At 41.6% G+C, this 20,291-nt stretch carries 18 protein-coding genes and 1 tRNA gene; 15 read left to right on the top strand and 4 right to left on the bottom strand.

The features are described 5' to 3' along the window. Window positions 1-6: 6 nt before the first annotated feature. The 10 genes from ACSSWA_RS12720 (at window position 7) to ACSSWA_RS12675 (ending at window position 14,393) form a co-directional block, all read left to right on the top strand. The gene (locus tag ACSSWA_RS12720; protein WP_437356931.1) at window positions 7-2,151 is read left to right on the top strand and encodes a hypothetical protein; all 2,145 of its coding nucleotides are present in this window, start codon (window positions 7-9) and stop codon (window positions 2,149-2,151) included. Window positions 2,152-2,165: 14 nt separating this feature from the next. Beyond that, window positions 2,166-3,179: a PorV/PorQ family protein gene (locus ACSSWA_RS12715; protein WP_437356930.1), complete on the top strand. Its 1,014-nt coding sequence runs from the start codon at window positions 2,166-2,168 to the stop codon at window positions 3,177-3,179. A gap of 12 nt (window positions 3,180-3,191) precedes the next feature. Beyond that, window positions 3,192-5,135: a glycoside hydrolase family 88 protein gene (locus ACSSWA_RS12710; RefSeq protein WP_437356929.1), complete on the top strand. Its 1,944-nt coding sequence runs from the start codon at window positions 3,192-3,194 to the stop codon at window positions 5,133-5,135. Window positions 5,136-5,144: 9 nt separating this feature from the next. After that, window positions 5,145-6,824, top strand: coding sequence for a glycoside hydrolase family 28 protein (locus ACSSWA_RS12705; protein ID WP_437356928.1), 1,680 nt, complete (start codon window positions 5,145-5,147; stop codon window positions 6,822-6,824). Between the two features lie 177 nt (window positions 6,825-7,001). Next, window positions 7,002-8,480 carry a pectate lyase gene (locus tag ACSSWA_RS12700; RefSeq protein ID WP_437356927.1) on the top strand — a complete coding sequence of 493 codons (1,479 nt, stop codon included), beginning with the start codon at window positions 7,002-7,004 and terminating at the stop codon, window positions 8,478-8,480. A gap of 2 nt (window positions 8,481-8,482) precedes the next feature. Further along, on the top strand, window positions 8,483-9,703 hold the full coding sequence (locus ACSSWA_RS12695; RefSeq protein ID WP_437356926.1) for a pectinesterase family protein: 1,221 nt from the start codon (window positions 8,483-8,485) through the stop codon (window positions 9,701-9,703). A gap of 86 nt (window positions 9,704-9,789) precedes the next feature. Next, window positions 9,790-10,077, top strand: coding sequence for an ATP-dependent Clp protease adaptor ClpS (locus ACSSWA_RS12690; protein ID WP_437356925.1), 288 nt, complete (start codon window positions 9,790-9,792; stop codon window positions 10,075-10,077). Between the two features lie 47 nt (window positions 10,078-10,124). Beyond that, window positions 10,125-11,204, top strand: coding sequence for a redox-regulated ATPase YchF (gene ychF, locus ACSSWA_RS12685; protein ID WP_437356924.1), 1,080 nt, complete (start codon window positions 10,125-10,127; stop codon window positions 11,202-11,204). 10 nt (window positions 11,205-11,214) lie between these two features. Continuing rightward, window positions 11,215-12,675, top strand: coding sequence for an aminoacyl-histidine dipeptidase (locus ACSSWA_RS12680; RefSeq protein WP_437356923.1), 1,461 nt, complete (start codon window positions 11,215-11,217; stop codon window positions 12,673-12,675). A 2-nt stretch (window positions 12,676-12,677) separates the two neighbouring features. Then, window positions 12,678-14,393: an AMP-dependent synthetase/ligase gene (locus tag ACSSWA_RS12675; protein WP_437356922.1), complete on the top strand. Its 1,716-nt coding sequence runs from the start codon at window positions 12,678-12,680 to the stop codon at window positions 14,391-14,393. On the opposite strand, the gene ACSSWA_RS12670 is transcribed toward ACSSWA_RS12675, so the two are convergent. Further along, window positions 14,390-15,190, bottom strand: a complete 801-nt coding sequence (locus tag ACSSWA_RS12670; protein ID WP_437356921.1) for an SPOR domain-containing protein — start codon at window positions 15,188-15,190, stop codon at window positions 14,390-14,392. The two genes, ACSSWA_RS12675 and ACSSWA_RS12670, sit on opposite strands and share 4 nt — an antisense overlap. A 48-nt stretch (window positions 15,191-15,238) precedes the next feature. Between ACSSWA_RS12670 and ACSSWA_RS12665 the strand changes: the two genes are divergently transcribed. The 5 genes from ACSSWA_RS12665 (at window position 15,239) to ACSSWA_RS12645 (ending at window position 18,788) form a co-directional block, all read left to right on the top strand. Further along, a complete protein-coding gene (locus ACSSWA_RS12665; protein WP_437356920.1) occupies window positions 15,239-15,961 on the top strand; it encodes an esterase family protein in 723 nt (240 codons plus the stop codon). Between the two features lie 67 nt (window positions 15,962-16,028). After that, window positions 16,029-16,114: transfer RNA gene (locus ACSSWA_RS12660), tRNA-Leu, on the top strand. A 19-nt stretch (window positions 16,115-16,133) separates the two neighbouring features. Next, window positions 16,134-16,397: a GIY-YIG nuclease family protein gene (locus ACSSWA_RS12655; protein WP_437356919.1), complete on the top strand. Its 264-nt coding sequence runs from the start codon at window positions 16,134-16,136 to the stop codon at window positions 16,395-16,397. Between the two features lie 580 nt (window positions 16,398-16,977). Then, window positions 16,978-18,390: a F0F1 ATP synthase subunit beta gene (gene atpD / locus ACSSWA_RS12650; protein WP_437356918.1), complete on the top strand. Its 1,413-nt coding sequence runs from the start codon at window positions 16,978-16,980 to the stop codon at window positions 18,388-18,390. Next, window positions 18,387-18,788: a F0F1 ATP synthase subunit epsilon gene (locus ACSSWA_RS12645; RefSeq protein WP_437356917.1), complete on the top strand. Its 402-nt coding sequence runs from the start codon at window positions 18,387-18,389 to the stop codon at window positions 18,786-18,788. The genes atpD and ACSSWA_RS12645 overlap by 4 nt, the downstream gene beginning before the upstream one ends. A 54-nt stretch (window positions 18,789-18,842) precedes the next feature. Here ACSSWA_RS12645 and ACSSWA_RS12640 read toward each other — a convergent pair whose 3' ends face one another. The 3 genes from ACSSWA_RS12640 to ACSSWA_RS12630 form a co-directional block, all read right to left on the bottom strand. Further along, a complete protein-coding gene (locus ACSSWA_RS12640; protein WP_437356916.1) occupies window positions 18,843-19,451 on the bottom strand; it encodes a superoxide dismutase in 609 nt (202 codons plus the stop codon). Window positions 19,452-19,569: 118 nt separating this feature from the next. After that, complete coding sequence (erpA, locus tag ACSSWA_RS12635; RefSeq protein WP_437356915.1) at window positions 19,570-19,923, bottom strand: iron-sulfur cluster insertion protein ErpA; 354 nt, start codon at window positions 19,921-19,923, stop codon at window positions 19,570-19,572. 20 nt (window positions 19,924-19,943) lie between these two features. Continuing rightward, window positions 19,944-20,231: a hypothetical protein gene (locus tag ACSSWA_RS12630; protein WP_437356914.1), complete on the bottom strand. Its 288-nt coding sequence runs from the start codon at window positions 20,229-20,231 to the stop codon at window positions 19,944-19,946. Between the last annotated feature and the right edge of the window lie 60 nt (window positions 20,232-20,291).

Here is a 20,291-nt window from a genome sequence, read left to right as displayed (position 1 = left end):
TTATAAATGAACGGAAAAAAATTATTAACGGTTTTTGCTTTTCTTCTGCTGGCATTGCAAACTGCATACGCGCAACTGCCGCCGGAAAGAGAAGTAGCTCTGATGAAAATGGGAAGGGTTTGGATCGGAGTTACTGCAAATGCGGATAAAGGCAACTTCGATTACAGAGCAGGTTTCTTCCCGAACGATTACAACGTCATCGGCTTCAGAGGTCAATACAGAGAACTCAACACTGGTTCGGGATTTCAGATCGGCACAACTTCCGAATGGCCTAATCCGTATACCGGATTAATCGACACTTTGCCGATTTACGGTCCCACTACAGATGAATTCCCGATAGGTAAAATAACCAAACCGATGACAAATTATATCCGTTACCGGTATCCCGCGCAGGAAGTAAATTTTCAATCAGTCGACCTGGAAAACTTCGGCGTTTATGATCCGTCGAAATTTACGGGAGGCACTTACGACCAGATTATTGAAGTATCGAGCGAATATGTTTACGGTATCGAAATGCACAGAAAAATTCTGGCATGGAGTCAGAATTACAATGACAATTATATAATATTCGAAGTGACTTTTGAAAATAAATCCGATTTTACCTTCGATTCGCTTTATATTAAAATGGAAGGAAACGGAGCAAACAGTTATTACTCGAAAGGGATGACGCCCGCAGTGCCTTACAATGAAAGACCTGTATTGACGCGTGTATGGAACCATTATTACGGCGGAAGAATCGGAGATACGGCAAGGGTATTTTATCAATACAGCGCGGACGATCCCGACAAACCGGGCGACGATATGGGAGCTCCTATAGTTACTCAGGACGGCAGGCTGCTTTTCAGCGATATCTATTTCTACTCAATTATACATGCATCCAAACAACCGTTTACAAATCCCGCGGATGACGTGGACGATTTTCTGCAACCGAGAATTACATACGCCGCAACTGCAACAAGAATACCGTACAACGTAGAAAACGATCTCTACGGCAGCAAAAACTTCTGGGCTTTGGCAGGCGGATTTTCGGACTATTTTCCGATGACCGGAAATGTTTGGCCTGAAACTCATCACGGCGGTAATTCAGACGAACTGAACGTTTATGATTATTCGGATTATCCCGGCGGCACTAAGCAGGGCGCTAATCCTATGATGGTAAGCGTTTTCGGTCCCTACGAAAAATTCGAGCCGGGTCAAAAAATCAGAATCGTTTACGCTTCCGGAATAGCCGGACTGTCTTATCAAAAAGCGATTGAAGTAGGTAGGAAATGGTTGAACAAGACTCTCGAAAATCCTCCGAATATGCCCGATCCTGAAAAAGGCTGGCTGCCTAAAGAATTTGCCTTCCCGATTGACGCAACCGAAATGGATAAAATTAAAGACCGTTGGATTAGCAGCGGCATCGATTCGGTTATGTTAACAGCTTACAGGGCAAAATGGAATTTCGAACATAATTATCAAATACCTCAGGCTCCTCCTCCGCCATCCGAATTGACAGTAACGGGTTACGGCGACGGAGTAGAAATCAAATGGTCGTGTCCGGACGCCGAAGCGATGCCTAATTTTGCCGGATACCGTATTATGCGCAGGGTGTCGAATCAGGACACGGTATTTTACGAAACAATTTATGATTCCGACGCAAACGACAGAGGACTTGAACACGTCTTCAAAGATCAAACGGTTCTTTACGGCGCCCAATATTATTATTACGTACAGTCGAAAGCTAAAATTGACGAGAACGACCCGAATGCGGATCCGACTACGCGCGGTAAAATGCTCTACAGTTCGCGAGTTCTTGTGCCGAATATCTACTGGGTAAATCCGCCCCGTCCTTCTTCTGACGATCTGTCGAAAGTAAGAATTGTGCCGAATCCGTATAACATTAACGATCCGCTCTTAAAAACTTACGGATTTACCGACCAGAGAGGTATTATCTTCTTTAATTTGCCGGGAACATGTACGATCAAAATATTTACAGAAAACGGCGATCTGGTTCAAACAATAGTACACGACGACCCCGCCCGTTCAGGTTCGGTAACTTGGGATATGTTAACTTCAAGTCAACAGGTGATCAGCAGCGGCGTTTATATTGCGGTTATCGAAAAACCGAACGGAGAACTGGCATATCATAAATTTGTCGTAGTAAGATAAGGAGAGCATGAATAATGAAATCAAATAAAATTATATTGACTATAGCAATTATTCTGGTATTCGGCATTAATTCATTTGCTCAGGTCGGTTTGAACAAACTTGCTCAGAGCACAATGAATTTTATGCTGGTCAGCGTATCGCCAAAAGCCAGCGCAATGGGCGAAGCTTTTTACGCCGTCGGGAATTCCGCAGATGCAATCTTTTATAATCCTGCCGGCATTGCAAATACAAACAATACTCTCGACGTAAGCTTTAATTTTACTCAATGGATCGCCGATATAAATTACCTCGCGGGCGCGGCAGTTTATAATATGGATAGTTACGGCGTTCTTGGCGTTCATGTTATGACGGTTGACTACGGCGAAATAATCGGCACCACTCTTATCGATCCGTCGCAGCAAAGTCAATATCCCGACGGATATATTGAAACGGGTCCGCTTTCGAATGTGGGCGCTTATTCATTCGGTATTACGTACGCAAAGAAAATTAGCCCGCAGTTTTCTATCGGAGGAAATATTCGCATTGCCGGTCAGAATCTGGGCGAGAATCTGTTTTTTGACGGTACAAGTCGTCAAAATAAAGCAACCAAGTTGGTCTTCGACGCCGGCGTGCTTTATAATACCGGATTCAAGGATTTCCGGTTCGGAATGGCTATCAGGAATTTCTCTTCGCAAATTAAAAGGGAAGAAATTGACGAACAAATGCCTATCGTCTTTGCAATGGGTACGGCTATTAATCTCTGGAAATTCATCGACGAATCCGCGGATAATCAGCAGTTGACGTTGGCGGCGGATTTTATGCATTATAACAATTACTCGGAAAGAGTAAATGTCGGCATCGATTATACTTTTATGAATCTGATTTCTTTGAGAGCCGGCTATCAGTCGAATCGCGATATTGCATCGTGGTCGGCAGGCGTAGGACTTCAAACCGAATTTGCAGGCAATAAAATTGAAGTTAATTATTCTTACTCGTACATAAAGATATTCGATAACGTCAACAGATTGTCCGTCAATTTTGCGTTATAAAAAGGAGAAGGCATGTTTAAAAAGACAATTAACATTTTCATCGGTATTTTATTGGCGGCAGGATTGGCAAACTGCCAGAGCGGAAAAAAATTCACTCATGATTTATGGTCGGTTAAATTTGCCGAATCGTTTCTGGCAAGGCATCCCGGCGCGGTGACATACGACCAGTATATGACGAAAGACAATTGGAATTACGAGCAGGGCTTAATGCTCGAATCGCTCCGTAAAATGTACTATTACACGGGCGATAAAAAATATTATCAGTTTATTAAAGATAATCTCGATCAATATATTAACGAAGACGGTAGTATAAGAACTTATAAATACTCGGATTTTAATATCGATAAAATAAAGCCTGCAGGCGCGGTGCTTTTTGTTTATCAGGCAACAGGAGAGAAAAAATATAAAATAGCGCTTGACACGCTTTACAAACAACTTATAAATATGCCGCGAACGGGAAGCGGCGGATTCTGGCATAAGAAGATTTATCCTTATCAAATGTGGCTCGACGGGCTCTATATGGGTCAGCCGTTTTATGCGGAATATTCCAAGGTCTTTAATCTGCCCGAGAATTTCAATGATATAACGCATCAAATAAAACTTGTATACGAAAAAACACTCGACAAAGAAACCGGGCTTCTCTATCATGCGTGGGACGAAAGCCGCCGGCAAAAATGGGCTGATTCCGAGACCGGTAAATCGCCCCATTTCTGGGGAAGAGCTGTCGGTTGGTATATGATGGCGCTTGTAGACGTGCTCGACTTCCTGCCTCAAACGCATCCTGACAGGCCAACAATTATCGATATTTTGAACCAACAAACCGAAGCGCTTCTGAAAGTGAGGGACGATTCCACAAATGTTTGGTATCAGGTTTTAAATATGCACGGTAGAGAAGGAAATTATCTTGAGGCTTCGGCATCATGCATGTTTGTTTATGCAATTGCCAAAGGAGTCAATAACGGTTATTTGCCCGAAAAATATTTAGATGAAGCTCAAAAATCGTTCGAAGGAATTTTAAAAGAATTTGTGAGGCTCGAAGACGACGGCTATTATAACCTTTACGGCACATGCCGCGGCGCAGGACTGGGAGGCAATCCGTATCGTGACGGCAGCTACGAATATTATATAAGCGAACCGACGAGAATTAATGATTTCAAAGGATACGGTCCATTGATTATGGCTGCTATGGAACTCGAAAAAGCCGCAGCATTGAAAAAGAATAACGCTCGTGTTACTCTCGATAACTTCTTCAATAACGAATACAGGAAGAATAAAGTCACCGGTGAGTTGGAGCCTTTCCATTATATCTGGGAAGACACTACCGATTCCGGTTATTATGAATTCGGTAATTTATTAAAAAAATACGGCTCTTCAATTGATGAGCTTAATGAAGCTCCTTCCGGGTCAAATCTTGCTGACGCCGATGTCTATATTGTCGTCGATCCCGATACCGAAAAGGAAACCGAAAAACCGAATTATATCGAATCGAAAGATGCGGAAAATATTTATAATTGGGTTCAGAACGGCGGCATCCTTTTGATTCTGGCTAACGATAAAGGAAACTGCGATTTTGAACACTTAAACAAATTGGCTAATAAATTCGGTTTCTCTTTTAACGAAGTCAGCTTGAACAGAGTGGACGGCAAAAAATATGACATGGGCGCGTTCGTCAATCTGCCGTTTAATCCTATTTTTGCAGGCGTCGATAAAATCTATATGAAAGAAATTTCTACGATTAAAAATTCTGAGCCCGTAGAAACTTTGCTCGATAAAGACGGACAGGCGGTTATGATCTTTAAGAAGGTTGGCAAAGGTTATGTCTTTGCAGTCGGAGATCCTTGGATTTATAACGAGTATATCGACAATCGCAGGTTGCCTGTTGATTTTCAAAATTATAAAGCCGCTGAAAACTGGGTAAAATGGATTCTTCAACTTAACTATGTTTCAGAAAATTAAGAGAGAGTCATGATAAAGAAATGTATTTATCTATTGGCAATTTTAACCATTGGAACTCCGTTGTTTGCGCAGAGCGGCATCGATGACGAAATAAAAAAATATTATAAAGATTTGCCTTTTGAAATGCCTTTGGTGTCTCCTCCCGAAATCCCTGAAGCGGAATTCAATATCGTCGATTTCGGCGCAGTAGGAGACGGATTGACTAAAAATACAGAGGCGATTAACAATGCTATTGCCGCTTGCTCTGAAAAGGGCGGAGGTAAAGTTATAGTTCCCGCCGGCATATGGCTGACTGGTCCTATCGAAATGAAAAGCAACGTTAATTTGTATCTCCAAAAAGGAGCCTTTATTCAATTCACAAAAAATTTCGACGATTATCCTCTGGTGCTGACAACTTATGAAGGAACCGAGCAATACAGATGCCAGTCGCCCATTAGCGGGTGGAATCTTGAAAATATTGCTATTACCGGATACGGCGTTATTGACGGGGGAGGCGACGCATGGAGATATGTAAAAAAATCTAAATTGACTGAAAGCCAGTGGAAAGAATTGGTTGCATCGGGCGGAGTTGTGGACAAAAAGAATCAATGGTGGCCCTCGGAACAGGCTATGAACGGACAGCGAATTCTGGACAGTTTATTGGAAGCCAACGGTAAACTTACGAAGGAAGATTATCGGAAGGCGCGCGATTATCTGCGCCCTGTTATGGTAAACTTTGTTAAATGCAAGAATATTTTGCTTGAGGGCGTAACTTTTCAAAATTCACCCGCGTGGAATATTCATCCTTTGATGAGTGAAAATATTATACTCAAAAACGTCACAGTCAGAAATCCGTGGTACTCTCAAAACGGCGACGGCATCGACGTGGAATCTTCAAAGAATGTTATCATATACGATTGTAAGTTCGACGTCGGGGACGACGCCATTTGCATGAAATCCGGTAAGAACGAATTCGGAAGACAACGCGGCATACCGACTGAAAATGTTATAATTGCCGATTGCATCGTCTATCACGGTCACGGAGGTTTTACTATCGGCAGCGAAATGTCGGGCGGCGTAAGAAACATTAAAGTTACCAATTGTAATTTTATCGGCACGGATATCGGTCTTAGATTCAAAAGCACAAGAGGAAGAGGCGGCATTGTCGAAAATATTTATATCGATCATATTTATATGAAAGATATTCCTACCGACGCTCTTAGTTTCAACATGTATTACGGCGGACAAGCTCCTACGGAAGACATTCCGTTGTCGGAAAAGTTGAAAAACAGGAAAGTCCTCAAAGTCGATGAAACGACTCCTCAGTTCAGAAATATTTTCCTGAATGATATTTATTGCATCGGAGCGAAAGACGCTGTCGTTATTCAAGGTTTGCCCGAAATGAAAATTAAGAATATCGTATTGAATAACGTTGTGATGACGGCGGACAGAGGCGTCTCGATATTCGATGCCGACGGAGTGGAACTTAAGAATACTAAAATAATTGCCCGCGAACCGGTAATAAGAATTTTCCAGAGCAAAAACGTATCGATTGAAAATTTCGATACCGATTTTTCTCTCGAACAAATTATTAAACTGGAAGGCAACGAAACGGGCAGCATCCTTCTTAAAGGAAAGAACGCAGACTTGTTATTGAAAAAATCGAAATGCGAAGGCGTTTCCGGAAACGCAATAAATGTAGACCAGTAATTTTGGACGGGGCGTTATATCGCCCCGTTTTTTTATAATATGAATAACAAATCGAAAATACTAATACTGTCCTTGACATTTCTTCTGTCGACGTTTTCCCTTAAAGACGTTGTATATTCTCAATCGCGCGTAAAGATATCCGACATTAAAAAAATTATTCGTAAGTCGTGCGAATTTATGGACGGGAACCTCTCGGTTGAAGGCGGCTATGTCTGGTATTACAAAAAAGACCTTTCAAGAAGATGGGGAGAACTCGAAGCTTATCCTTCCATGATCTGGATACAGGGTAACGGCACTGTAGCTATGGGACATTTATTTCTCGATATTTATGAAACATTGCAGGACAGTTTTTATTTACGTCTTGCCGGTAAATCCGCAGCGGCGTTGATGAAAGCTCAGCTCGAATGCGGAGGCTGGAATTACCTTGCCGATTTCGACGGCGAGGAATCGTTAATTAAATGGTACGACACAATCGGTAAATGCGCATGGCGTCTCGAGGAATTCAATCACTATTTCGGGAACGCCACCTTCGACGATAATTCGACAGCCGGAGCCGCGGAATATCTTTTACGGTATTATTTGATAAGCCGCGACGCCTCTGTAAAAAAAAGTCTCGATAAGGCAATAAGTTTTATTTTGGAAAGCCAGTATCCGAACGGAGCCTGGCCTCAACGCTATCCGATAGCCGATTCGACCCACTATTCAGCTTACTATACTTATAACGATTATGTTATCTGGAATAATCTGAAATTTCTGATTTTATGCTACGTTTCGCTGGACTATACTCATCTTTACGACGCTATTCTAAGAGCGATGAATTTTTACATTATATCCCAATACCAAAAGCCTCAAGCCGGATGGGCTCAGCAATACGATTTCAATTTGCAGCCCGCTCCCGCCCGAACCTATGAACCGGCGGCTCTCGATCCTCAGTATACCGCTCATCACGTTGAAATGCTGATTAAATTTTATGAAATGACCTGCGATAAAAAATATTTGGAAATTATTCCCGATGCGCTGGATTGGATTGAGTCGGTTAAATTTAACGACGACGAAGAAAATTGCCGAGCGCCTAAATTCGTAGAACCCGTTACAAATAAAGCTCTTTTTATTCACCGTACGGGTGGCAATTCGGCAAACGGTAAATATTATATCGATTACGACAGTAATATGACCGTAATTCATTATCCGTGCATTTCCACTATTAATCTGAAAAGGATACAAGAATTATATCAACACGCCGATTGTAATCGATACGGGTACGAAAAATTTTTATTCCCTTTCGAAATCAAAAATCAAAAAGCAATTGAAATCTTTAACCTCGTTTCGGACTATCTGGAACTCGACCACGAAAAATCGAGAAGAAAAAGTAGGGAGTTAAACGACAGGGAAAAAGCCGGATTGATTAACCGGATTATTTCAAGCGAAGATACAAACTTTTGCTGGTACACTGAACGCGTTTACGTCTCAAACGAATTTATCGGATTCCCTCCGCCCGATAAAGATACAACTAAAGTTTATGCGGTTTCTTACGTCGGCGATAAGTACGATACGTCGCCGTATCGTAATAATACCGGCGAAGAATATATTTCCACCGCCAATTTTATACGCAACGTTAGAATTCTTCTGGAATACATTAAACAATCGGGAAATTAAGTATGAAAAAGTTTTTACCGCTTTTATTGATTCTGATGGTTTCGGTTGTTTTCGCTCACGAAAAATACGATATAGTAGTAGCTCAAGACGGCACAGGCGATTGCAAAACTTTAACCGAAGCCATTAAAAAACTGCCGATGTTCAGTTACAGGCGGGTTACAATCTTTATTAAAAAAGGAACGTACAACGAAAGAATAAGAATCGAAAGAGATTATGTTACGTTGATAGGCGAGGACAAAGACGAAACTAAAATTGTATATAACCTCCCGAGGGAAGAATGGAACAAAAACCCGGATAACATCGGACCGGGAGTCGTTAACATATACGCGGACGACGTTGTGTTAAAAAATTTGACGATTGAAAACAGCCAGCCCGAAATAGGACCTCATGCCTTTGCTGTATACGGATTCGGCACAAGAACAATAATTTACAACTGCAATCTTATCAGCAAAGGCGCCGATACGGTTTCGTTGTGGAATTATAAAGACGGGATGTATTATCACGCAAAGTGCAGTTTCACGGGCGCCGTCGATTTCGTTTGTCCGCGCGGCTGGTGCTTTATTAGGGATTCTAAATTTTACGAAGTTAAAAAAACGGCGGCTCTGTGGCACGCCGGCGCATACGACAAAAATCAAAAATTCGTGATTAAAAACTCCTTCATCGACGGCGTCGAAGGGTTTCAACTTGCACGGCACCACTACGAAGCTCAATTCATTTTTATCGATTGTATCTTTTCGGAAAATCTGTCCGACGCGCCAATTTATCGCGTTACTTACGAAGATACTACACGCAACAGAATTTTTCATTGGGGCAAAAGGTATTACTTCGAAGGATGCAGGAAAGAAGGCGGCAATTACGATTGGATGAACGATAATCTGAGCAGGGCGGGTTATTATAAAGAAGAAATTACTCCCGCCTGGACTTTCGATTTCAGATGGGACCCCGAATCGACCGAAGGTCCGTCGATTATTGAAAAGAAAATCGACGGAGAATTTCTTGTAATTAATTTTGACGAACCGGTAACAGTGCACGGCATTCCCGAATTAACAAGTTCAAACGGCACAAAATTTATTTATGTCTCCGGGAATGAAAATTCAACAGTAAAACTCAAAGCCGGCAAACCGTTGAAAAAAGACGATTGCGAGGGATTGAGAATTACGAACGACGGCGAAATATTCAGCAGTAAAGCTTCCGTCCGGCAGCGGAACGTTCGATTGAATTAAAATCGCTTTTACGGGTTTGATTAAATTGGAGCGAATACTTAATTTAATTTCCGTGTTTGAATGCAAGTTGAAAGAAAGGGGATAAGATGGCAGACGAATTGACGCAAAACATTATTCAACCGGAAATTGAAGAAGAAACCACTGTCGATTTACCGTATCGCGTTATTCTTTACAACGACGACATCCATACTTTCGACGAAGTTATCCGTCAATTAATTAAAGCTCTCAAATGCAGCTTCGAACAGGCGAAAGCCTATGCATTTGAAGCTCATGTAAAAGGCAAAGCAAAGATTTTCGAAGGAGAACTGAGCGAATGCCTGCGAGTAACTTCCGTGCTCGAAGAAATTGAACTTCATACGCAAATAATTGCGTAAAATATCATATATTTACTGTCTATTTTTCAATTAAATGAGATGAAATAATGCAGATTGGTCTGGTAGGTTTACAGTTCTCCGGCAAAACTACCTTGTTTAATACCTTATCAAAAAAAGAATCCGACCCGTCAATTCAAAAAGAAGAAGCCTCAATCGAAGTCGTTAAAATTCCCGACGAACGTCTCGATAAATTGACGGAAATATTTCAACCGAAAAAGAAAGTCAACGCCACGATAGAAGTTTTCGACATTCCGGGACTCAAAATGTCGGACGACAATAAAGTGCGAATTACAACCGCATTTTTGAATAACGTAAGAAATAACGACGCTCTTTTTTACGTTATAAGGGCTTTCAAGGACGAATCCGTGCCTCATCCGATGGGCAGTGTGGACCCGGTAAGAGACATCGAATTTCTTGAAACGGAGTTTTTATTGTCCGACCTGGCATTTCTCGAAAACCGTCTGGAAAAATTGAAAAAAGACGTTCAGAAATCGAAAGACGAAAAACTGAAAAAAGAATTGCCCGTTATCGAAAAATGCTACAGTCATTGCGAAGCCGAAAAGCCTTTAAGAACTCTCGATCTTGACGAAAACGAATTAAAACTTCTTTCGGGTTATCAGTTGTTGACTCTCAAGCCGCTTGCTATCGCGCTTAATTTCGACGAGAATGCAATTCCTGTCGTAGAAGAAGAAACGGAGAAAGTTATATCCGCTTTAAAGGAAAAGAGCAATCCTGTTATTCCTTTCTTTGCCCAGATAGAACTCGAACTTTCCAAATTGGAACCGGAAGATCAAAAAGTCTTTATGGCGGATTACGGAATTAAAGAATCCGCGCTCGCAAAAATCCTCAGAACTTCCTACGAAATGCTCGGTCTTCAATCGTTCTTTACAGTCGGAGAAGACGAATGCAGAGCCTGGACAATTAAGAAAAATTATACCGCTCAGCAGGCGGCGGGAGTAATACATACCGATTTCTATAACAGGTTTATCCGGGCGGAAGTTGTGCATTACGACGATTTCATTAAATACGGCTCGTTCAATAAATGCAAAGAATCGGGCGCGTGGCGTCTGGAGGGCAAGGATTACATTGTGAAAGACGGAGATATCATTTCAATCAGACATAATTAAGGAAAATTAAATGGCTGCAAATCTATATAACCTCGAACCAAAAAATGTATGGAAATATTTTTATCAAATTACGCAGATTCCGAGACCTTCGAAACACGAAGAAAAAATTCTTAATTATTTGAAAGAGTTTGCCGGATCGAAAAATCTTGAATACATCGAAGACGAAGTCAAAAATATTGTTATAAAAATTCCTGCTACAGAGGGCAAAGAAAACGCGCCCGCAGTTGTATTGCAGAGTCATGTGGATATGGTTTGCGAAAAGAACAAAGGTACCGAACACGATTTTTTCAAGGATCCGCTCGAGCTTGAAATCGACGGCGACTGGATTAAAGCTAAGGGAACTACGCTGGGCGCTGACAACGGTATCGGTATGGCTGCGGCTCTTGCAATTGCGGACGATAATTTTGAGCACGGACCGATTGAACTTCTATTTACCGTTGACGAAGAAACCGGCTTGACGGGAGCAAGCAACCTCGATAAAAATATGCTCCGCGGGAAATACATGATTAATCTTGATACCGAAGAAGACGGCATTTTTTATATCGGTTGCGCGGGCGGAATGGATACCGTTGGCGTTTTTGACATTCAAACGGAGCCGGTTAACGGGGATGTCGAAACTTATACTCTTTATGTGGGAGGATTGAAAGGCGGGCATTCCGGAATGGAAATTTCCGAACGCAGGGGAAACGCTATTAAAATTCTCGGTTTTCTGCTCGATAAATTACAAAATTTCGAAATCAAGATTTCCTCGATTGCCGGCGGATCGAAAAGGAACGCAATTCCGAGAGAAGCCGAAGCAAATATTTTAATCAAAAAAGAAAGGCTAAATGACGTTAATAAAACTATTTCCGGTTATTTAGCCGAAGTAAAAAATGAAATCGGAACCAACGCTTCGGATCTCGTAATAAAACTCGATAAATCGAACGAAAAAAATCTTACTGCATTTACGAATGAATTTGCAAGCAGAGTTAACAACGCCATTATAGCTCTGCCTCACGGCGTTGTCGAAATGAGCGAAAAAATTGGCGGTTTGGTGGAAACATCCACCAATCTGGCTACGGTTGTGATTGAAAATAATAAATTGCGAATCGGAACAAGCCAAAGAAGTTCGGTAGAATCGGCTAAAAAGAGAATCGGTAGAACCGTAAAATCTGTTTTCGATCTTGCGGGAGCAAGCGTCGAAGTAGTCGACGGATATCCGGCATGGCAGCCCAATTTCGATTCGGAATTATTAAGAATTGCTTCCGAAGTTTACGAGAAAAGCCATAATGAAAAGCCTGAGATTAAAGTGGTTCACGCCGGACTCGAATGCGGCATTATAGGCGAAAAATATCCGGGACTCGATATGATATCCGTAGGACCCACCATTACGGGAGCTCATTCGCCGGACGAAAAACTTAAAATAAACGACGTTCCCAAATTTTACGATCTGGTAAAAAAGATAATTACTGAAATTGCAAGCAGGGGGTAGCAATGAAAAAAGAGCTGAAATTGTACGACGTGCCCAAAATCGAATCGATTCAGGAAATGATACTCCGTTCCGGAAACGTTTATTCCGATAAGCTTGCATTGGAAGACCTCAACAATACCCCGATTTCGAGATTGACATACGCCGATTTAAAAAGGCACATTTTAAAGTTCGGCACCGCTTTAAAGAAACTCGGAATTAAAGAGAGAACGCACGTGGCGGTAATCGGAGAAAACAGAGTTCAATGGGCGCTCAGTTATCTGACCTGTATGACGTTCAATTATGTGGTCGTTCCAATCGACAGAAATCTGACCGACAATGAAATATTTAATATCCTGCATGAATCCGATTCCGAAGCAGTTATTTTTTCGGGCAACTATTCGAGCGTAATTGCCGAAGGAAAAAATGTTCTGAAAAAACTGAAATATTTCATCTGTATGGACGAAACAAAAGAAGACGAAGACTTTTTATCGATGCCGGAACTTATAAATAAAACCGAGCCGGCTAATGAGAGCGAACTTCCTCGGATCGACCCGAACGCAATGGCGGAAATTATTTTTACTTCCGGTTCTCTCGGCAGGGCAAAAGGAGTTATGCTTTCACAGAAAAACCTGGCTTCGAATCTGATGGATATGGTGAGTATGATTTTAATTACCGAACAAGACAGGTTTTTATCCGTATTGCCGATGCATCATACATACGAATGCACGTGCGGAATGTTGTGTCCGATGTATACCGGAGCTTCGGCGCACTACGCAAGGTCGTTGAAAACCGTCGTCGACGACCTGCAAAAAGTAAAAGCAACTATTTTATTGGGAGTTCCGCTTTTATACGATAAAATGTTCAAGAGAATAATAAAGGGCATTAAAGAAGACAAAGTAAAATCGTTAATTGTGCCCCCGCTTTTGAAATTGTCGAATCTCTTTTCGTACGTAGGATTGAGTAAATTCAAAAAGATGATTTTTTCGGAACTTCACGAAAAATTCGGGGGAGCAATTAGAATTTTTATCGCGGGGGGAGCCGCTCCAGATCCAATGGTTGCAAAAGGGTTGCGCGAATTCGGCTTCAATTTTGTTCAGGGCTACGGACTGACTGAAACTTCGCCGATACTTGCGTTGAACAGACTCGATAATTTCAAAGACGACGCTGCAGGACTTCCGCTGCCGCATGTGGAATTGAAGATAAACGCACCCGATGAAAACGGCTGCGGAGAAATTTGGGCAAAAGGACCTAATGTGATGATAGGTTATTATAAAAACGAAAAAGCCACCTCCGAAGCATTTTCCGACGGATGGTTCAAAACGGGCGACATCGGATTTATTGACGAAGACGGATTTCTGCATATTAACGGCAGAATGAAAAATGTAATTATCTCAAAAAGCGGGAAGAATGTTTATCCGGAAGAAATAGAGGACGTTCTCAATCGAAGCCCGTTTATTCTCGAATCGATTGTCTACGGCGAAAAAGATCCGAAACAGGACGAGGTTATTGCGGCTCAGATAGTCGTCGACGCAGAAGCGTTTATTGAACTTTCCGAAAGAAAAGGAATCGAAATTAACGACGATTTGATTCAAAAAATTATTGCCGAAGAAGTTGATAAAGCAAATAAGAATCTGCCCGCGTTCAAGAGGATAGTGCGTTTTCATATCAGAGAACAGGAATTCGAAAAGACTACGACTCAAAAAATCAAAAGGTTCCTGGTTCTTAAAAATAAAGACTAAAAAAGGTTCGGATTTTTTCTTATAAAATCTTCTGCGGCTTGAACAGAATCGAAGTAGCCGATTCTCACTCGATACCATGCGCCCCTGCCCGGTATGTCGGCTTTGATTACAAACGCATTGTGCCCGAGTCTTTTGAGGTTATTTGCAACCGATTCGGCTTTCCGCTTGCTTCGCCATGCCGACACCTGCACCGTATATTTCCCGCCGGATTCGAAAATGAATTTGGAGACCTTACTTTCTTTACTCTCACTTGATTCTTGCTCTTCGCGCGCTTCGGGACTTTCTTCCGCTGATTCCCGGATTTCTGTTTCAACCGGTTCGACGGGAGTAAGCAGGGTCTCGCCTGTAAATAATCGCGAAGCTTTTTCTTTAACTTTATCCGGCACAACTCCGAGACGGTCGAGACAATATTCGTAGACTTTTTTCATTATCTTGTTCGAGTCGATCGGAACCGATGTTATGTCGGAAGGCAAAAGGCTCCTTAAGTTATTGTCCGTGATAAGCTTCATTTGTTTGTCGTAATAAAGTCTTCCGATAATCGTTCCTCTTCCTGCCGGTATATCAAATAGCGTTTGAGTCTTCAGATATATAACGTCGACTCCGTTAATTTTGTGCGAAACGGGATAGTATTCCATATAGATTACCGTAATATTGTCCGATACTTTTTTTAAAGAAGTCGTATCCACATAGATTTTTTGCGTGTCTGTATCGAGAATGTTAACCCATTTGCTTTCCAGCAATTGACCATGGGAAGAAATTGCGGTTAATAAAAAGATAATTAGAAATTGTCTCTTCATTTAAATGACATTATCGATTATATTTGAATGGTAATTTAAGGATTTCTGATGGAAGAAACATATCATAAATGGTATTCGCAATTTCTCAAAAGAGATTTGGAAATGCTGGTCTTCGGAGAATTCGGAGAACCGGTGATTTTGTTCCCTCATAAAAAAGGGCGCTTTTACGATTGTAAAGATAACGGAATGATTGCCGCTCTCGAAAGTTTAATCGATAGCAGAAAAATTAAGGTTTATTGTCCCGATACGATTGACGAAGAAAGCTGGTATAATTTTTCGGTTCACCCTTCGGAAAGAGTAAAGAAACATCTTTTGTACGAAAGTACGATAATCAAAGACGTTGTCGAATTTACGAAATACGATACCGGGAAAGAACGGGTAATTCTGGGCGGCGTCGATTTCGGCGGCTATCATGCTCTTAACTTATCGCTCAAACGTCCGGAACTGGTTTCGGCTATGATTTCCGTAAACGGCTTTTACGATATAAAGCAATTCATTATGGGGTATTACGACGAAGATTGCTATTTCAATAATCCGTTCGACTATCTGCCGAATTTAACGGACAGGAAATATCTCGATCCGATTGAAAAGATTAAATTTATCTTCGGCGTTATCGAAGGCGATTTATCGATGCGAGAAAACCTCGAAATGTCTTCGATATTCAAATTCAAAAAAATAGGGCATCGTCTCGATTTACGAAACGACGTTCCGAACGGCTGGGACGGATGGAATAAGTTGATGAATGAATATTTAAGTCAATTATTTGATTAATTTGCAAAAATGACTTGATACTAATTAGTATAACGATTAATTTTGCAGAGCCATTTCAAATAAAAGTGCCGAAGTGGCGGAATTGGTAGACGCGCTGGACTCAAAATCCAGTGGGGCTCAAACCCCGTGCCGGTTCGACTCCGGCCTTCGGTACAAATATTAAACCCTTCCTATGTATTACGTCTATGCCATATCGAGTTTGAAAAGAAACTACATTTATGTTGGAATAACAAATAATCCTCAAAGAAGGCTTGCAGAACACAACAGAGGCAAAAATAGAACAACAGCGCCGTACCGACCGTTTGAAATGATATATCTTGAAAAATGTGAAAACAGACCTCGTGCAAGAGAAAGGGAAAAATATTTTAAAAGCGGTAGCGGCAAGGAATATTTGAAGAAAATAGCTCAAACCCCGTGCCGGCCTACCTTGCAATAGGTAGGATAACTTTTAGTAGGAAAGTCTAACTTTCGTAAGTAAAGTCCACTTTTCGTAAGCAAAGTCCGCCTTTCGTAAGCAAAGTCTACCTTTCGGTAGCAAAGTCCAACTTTCGGTAGGCAGGCCTGCCTGCCGGTAGGCAGGTTCGACTCCGGCCTTCGGTACAAATATTAAACCCTTCCTATGTATTACGTCTATGCCATATCGAGTTTGAAAAGAAACTACATTTATGTTGGAATCCTCAAAGAAGGCTTGCAGAACACTCAGCGGCAATGCAATCAAGAATTACCGATTTAGGATTATGATCGAAACCAGAGCAATCTAAACATACATCGAAAAAACATTCATCTGTATTAATGTCAGTTGTTACAACCGGATAAAAATTTTATTTGAGAAAGCATATTTATTATTAAATGGTTGGTATAATTCAATTCGTTTTTAGTCGCAGTTAGTATTGTTTGCCATATCGAATATAATTTATTTACATATTATTCTAATTTAAGCCTGGATTCATTTTTGGAATTTAGACGGATTCTTGCTAATTTTAACATCAAAATTTTTCAAAATAGGTAGATAAAAAATGGCTTTGAAAGAAGGAATTATCGTTCAGGTTATCGGTCCTGTCGTCGATATCGACTTTGAGGACGGACATTTACCCGAAATTTACAATGCAATTAAAATCCCCAGAACCAATCTGGAAGGCAAGGAAGAAGAACTGATAGTCGAGGTTCAGCAGCACTTGGGCGAAAGCCGCGTAAGAACGGTCGCTATGGATACGACAGACGGTCTTGTGAGAGGAATGAAAGCTTACGATACCGGCAATCCGATTGCCGTTCCCGTTGGACCGGAAACTCTTGGACGTTTGATTAACGTAATCGGCGAGGGAATCGACGGACTTGGCGAGATCAAATCCGAGAAAAAATATCCGATACACCGCCACGCGCCGAAATTCGAAAATCTCTCCACAAAACAGGAAATGTTCGAAACCGGTATAAAAGTTATCGACCTTTTGGAGCCTTATACAAAAGGCGGTAAAACCGGTTTGTTCGGCGGCGCAGGCGTTGGTAAAACAGTTATTATACAGGAATTGATTCACAATATCGCCAAACAGCACGGCGGTTATTCGGTATTTGCAGGCGTCGGCGAAAGAACGCGCGAAGGAAACGACCTCTGGCTCGAAATGAAAGAATCAGGCGTATTGTCGAAAACGGCTCTTATTTTCGGTCAGATGAACGAACCTCCCGGAGCGCGTCTTAGAGTAGGACTTACAGGATTGACAATCGCAGAATATTTCCGCGACGAGGAAGGCAGGGACGTTCTTCTCTTTATCGATAACATATTCCGTTTTACTCAGGCAGGTTCCGAAGTTTCGGCTCTGCTCGGACGTATGCCATCGGCGGTGGGATACCAGCCGAACCTGGCGACTGAAATGGGCGAATTGCAGGAAAGAATTACTTCGACATCAAAAGGCTCTATTACGTCAGTTCAGGCAATCTATGTGCCGGCAGACGACTTAACCGACCCCGCGCCCGCTACGGCGTTTTCGCACCTCGACGCTACGACGGTTTTGAGCCGTCAGATTGCCGAACTCGGTATTTATCCCGCAGTCGATCCGCTCGATTCTACTTCGAGAATTCTTCAGCCTGATATCGTCGGATGGGAACATTATAACGTAGCTCAACAGGTAAAAGAAATTTTGCAGTCGTATAAAGATTTGCAGGATATAATTAATATTCTCGGTATGGATGAATTATCGGAAGAAGATAAAACTATCGTAAGACGAGCCAGAAGAATTCAAAGATTCCTCAGTCAGCCGTTCCACGTTGCCGAGCAATTTACAGGCACGCCGGGTAAATACGTTAAACTCGAGGATACAATCCGCAGCTTCAAAGAAATTCTGGAAGGAAAATACGACGACCTTCCCGAGCAGGCATTCCTCTATGTAGGTACGATTGAAGAAGCCGTTGAAAAAGCTAAAAGATTGCAAAAATGAAAGAATTCGAGCTCGAAATAATTACGCCTTCGAAAGTGGCGTATAAAGGGAAAGTAAACGCCGTAACGGTTCCCGGAACGTTAGGCAGCTTCCAGATTCTGTTTAATCACGCTCCTCTTCTGAGTTCCTTCGAAATAGGACGCATTAAAATCAAACAAGGGGAATCGACTTCCGAATTTACTACCGGAGGCGGCACTGTGGAAGTACTCGATAACCGCGTGCTTATTCTGGCGGACAGTTTTGAATCGAAGGAAGAGATTGATGTTGAAAGGGCTAAAAACGCGTATCAAAGGGCAAAGGAGAGATTGAGCAGCCATTCCAAAGATATCGACATTCCTCGAGCCGAAGCCGCTCTGGCTCGCGCCATTAACAGACTAAAATTTACCGGAAGTTTATAAAAAAAAGGTCATCCCTGTTAAAGAGATGACCTTTTATTAAAAGGCTAACCGCATTTATTTTACCGAATCGAATCTCTTTGCCACTTCGTCCCAGTTAACTACATTCCACCAGTTTGTAATGTATTCGGGTCTGCGGTTCTGATATTTCAGATAATATGCGTGTTCCCACACATCCAAGCCCATGATCGGGAATCCCTGTACTTCCGATACGTCCATTAAAGGATTGTCCTGATTGGGCGTCGAAGTAACGACGAGTTTGCCGTTGCTCAATACTAACCATGCCCAGCCGGATCCGAAACGCGTAGCTGCCGCGTTGTTGAATGTTTCTTTGAATTTTTCGAACGAGCCGAAAGTTCCGTTGATTGCATCTGCCAAAGCTCCCGAAGGCTCGCCGCCTTTGTTGGGACCCATAATTTGCCAGAAGAGCGTATGATTGTAATGTCCGCCCCCGTTATTGCGAATTGCAACGGGAAGTTTTGAAACTGTCTTGAATAATTCTTCAAGGGATTTGCCTTCGTATTCCGTGCCTTCTACGGCTTTGTTAAGATTATTTACGTATCCTGCATGATGTTTGTCGTGATGTATTTCCATTGTACGCGCGTCTATATAAGGTTCCAATGCGTCGAAGGCGTACGGCAATGCCGGTAATTCGAATTTACTCATTTTATTATTACTCCTATTATTGAATGAATTTAATTTATTCGTAAAATTTTCCGATTTAATAATGACAGGGGAGAGAAATAGAAGTCCTGCACTCTTTAAGAAATTACGTCTTTCCATATCAAACTCCGAACGATTCTCCGCAGCCGCAGGTTTTCTTTGCATTCGGATTATTGAAAACAAAACCTCTGCCGTTTAATCCGTCGCTGAAATCGAGAACAGTGCCGCTCAAGTAAAAGAGGCTTTTGCCGTCTACGAATAATTTCAAGCCGTCTTTTTCGATCACTGTATCGCCTTCTTTCGGTTCGGCGTCGAATCCTAATTGATATGTTAATCCGGAACAGCCGCCTCCTTTTACTCCAACTCTCAAACCGTGAGTTTCGGGTATGTTATTTTCTTTTTTAATTCTGTTGACTTCGTTGACGGCTTTTTCGGTTATGTCTATTTCCGACTTTATATTAGTTTCTGTTGTCATTTTAAAAACCCTTTCTAAATTCAAGCTGCTGTATTATTAACATTTTCCGAAGGCAAAAAATTCAAAAACCAGGCGTTATTGGAAATTTTTTTCAAAATATTTTCGCCGACAAGATAATCCGCAAAGTCGTAGGCTAATTTTTCGGATTCGGTGAAAGATAATTTCTTTCCTTTAGTTTCGAAGTAAGCTTTTATTGCGTATTGCAGGTCTCTGAGGAACAGATTCGATTTTTCTTCGATCGGATATTTGCCTTTCATAAAATTCAAAAATATGATTTTCGAGTTCTTTAATTCGTCCAGGTAATTCATATTAACTCCTAAAAAATTTAATTATTATCGGGCTGCAAACTAAAAAAATGATACTAATAA

The sequence above is a fragment of the Melioribacter sp. Ez-97 genome (genome assembly GCF_051488665.1).
Classification (GTDB): domain Bacteria; phylum Bacteroidota; class Ignavibacteria; order Ignavibacteriales; family Melioribacteraceae; genus Melioribacter.
The sequence above is the reverse complement of the archived record's forward strand: the minus strand, read 5'-3'. Positions and strand labels throughout refer to the sequence as shown.

What these genes read in the sequence shown, in the direction of transcription:
- ACSSWA_RS12720 (WP_437356931.1), top strand. Translation starts at nt 7, where the DNA reads ATGAACGGAAAAAAATTATTAACGGTTTTTGCTTTTCTTCTGCTGGCA.
- ACSSWA_RS12715 (WP_437356930.1), top strand. Translation starts at nt 2,166, where the DNA reads ATGAAATCAAATAAAATTATATTGACTATAGCAATTATTCTGGTATTC.
- ACSSWA_RS12710 (WP_437356929.1), top strand. Translation starts at nt 3,192, where the DNA reads ATGTTTAAAAAGACAATTAACATTTTCATCGGTATTTTATTGGCGGCA.
- ACSSWA_RS12705 (WP_437356928.1), top strand. Translation starts at nt 5,145, where the DNA reads ATGATAAAGAAATGTATTTATCTATTGGCAATTTTAACCATTGGAACT.
- ACSSWA_RS12700 (WP_437356927.1), top strand. Translation starts at nt 7,002, where the DNA reads ATGGACGGGAACCTCTCGGTTGAAGGCGGCTATGTCTGGTATTACAAA.
- ACSSWA_RS12695 (WP_437356926.1), top strand. Translation starts at nt 8,483, where the DNA reads ATGAAAAAGTTTTTACCGCTTTTATTGATTCTGATGGTTTCGGTTGTT.
- ACSSWA_RS12690 (WP_437356925.1), top strand. Translation starts at nt 9,790, where the DNA reads ATGGCAGACGAATTGACGCAAAACATTATTCAACCGGAAATTGAAGAA.
- ychF (WP_437356924.1), top strand. Translation starts at nt 10,125, where the DNA reads ATGCAGATTGGTCTGGTAGGTTTACAGTTCTCCGGCAAAACTACCTTG.
- ACSSWA_RS12680 (WP_437356923.1), top strand. Translation starts at nt 11,215, where the DNA reads ATGGCTGCAAATCTATATAACCTCGAACCAAAAAATGTATGGAAATAT.
- ACSSWA_RS12675 (WP_437356922.1), top strand. Translation starts at nt 12,678, where the DNA reads ATGAAAAAAGAGCTGAAATTGTACGACGTGCCCAAAATCGAATCGATT.
- ACSSWA_RS12670 (WP_437356921.1), bottom strand. Translation starts at nt 15,190, where the DNA reads ATGAAGAGACAATTTCTAATTATCTTTTTATTAACCGCAATTTCTTCC.
- ACSSWA_RS12665 (WP_437356920.1), top strand. Translation starts at nt 15,239, where the DNA reads ATGGAAGAAACATATCATAAATGGTATTCGCAATTTCTCAAAAGAGAT.
- ACSSWA_RS12655 (WP_437356919.1), top strand. Translation starts at nt 16,134, where the DNA reads ATGTATTACGTCTATGCCATATCGAGTTTGAAAAGAAACTACATTTAT.
- atpD (WP_437356918.1), top strand. Translation starts at nt 16,978, where the DNA reads ATGGCTTTGAAAGAAGGAATTATCGTTCAGGTTATCGGTCCTGTCGTC.
- ACSSWA_RS12645 (WP_437356917.1), top strand. Translation starts at nt 18,387, where the DNA reads ATGAAAGAATTCGAGCTCGAAATAATTACGCCTTCGAAAGTGGCGTAT.
- ACSSWA_RS12640 (WP_437356916.1), bottom strand. Translation starts at nt 19,451, where the DNA reads ATGAGTAAATTCGAATTACCGGCATTGCCGTACGCCTTCGACGCATTG.
- erpA (WP_437356915.1), bottom strand. Translation starts at nt 19,923, where the DNA reads ATGACAACAGAAACTAATATAAAGTCGGAAATAGACATAACCGAAAAA.
- ACSSWA_RS12630 (WP_437356914.1), bottom strand. Translation starts at nt 20,231, where the DNA reads ATGAATTACCTGGACGAATTAAAGAACTCGAAAATCATATTTTTGAAT.